Annotated in this window: 1 pseudogene; it reads left to right on the forward strand. The window is 73.6% G+C overall.

The features are described from left to right. A pseudogene (locus ACSNOC_RS27920) lies at positions 1 to 500 on the forward strand (hypothetical protein); the annotation flags it as partial.

The raw sequence follows: 500 nt of genomic DNA on the forward strand, positions 1-500 counted from the left end.
CCGCTGCACGACCTGGACGTCCGCAAGGCCAACCTGGCCGGGGAGTACGGCACCTACGCCATGGCCGAGGTGGCGCTCGCCGCCATCGACCTGGTCACCCTCGCGATGGACTTCGACACCGGCGCCGACCACGAGGAGATCGTCGCCCGGCTGCTGCCCCGCGTCGCCGCCCAGGCCCCCGGCCGCCCCGCCGCCGAGCACGAGCGCGTCGCCCGCTGGGTGCTGGACAACCTGATCAACGTCGGCAGCGTCGACCGCGGCTTCCGCGCCGTGTACGGCACGTTCGGCCCCGACGGGGCGTACGTGCGCAGGGACTACGACTTCAAGCTCATCGAGGAGGTCCCCGGCCCGGGCGGCGGCGTCTACCTGCGCACCACCGACGAGGCGGTCAACGTGCTGGTCGGCGCCCTCGACACCGACGTCACCAGCGCCCAGATCGCCGCCGAGGTCAAGCTGGAGGTGCTCATCAGCCGCGGCCGCCTGGCCGACGCCCAGCTCGC

The organism is Streptomyces sp. URMC 129 (genome assembly GCF_051386415.1).
GTDB lineage: Bacteria > Actinomycetota > Actinomycetes > Streptomycetales > Streptomycetaceae > Streptomyces.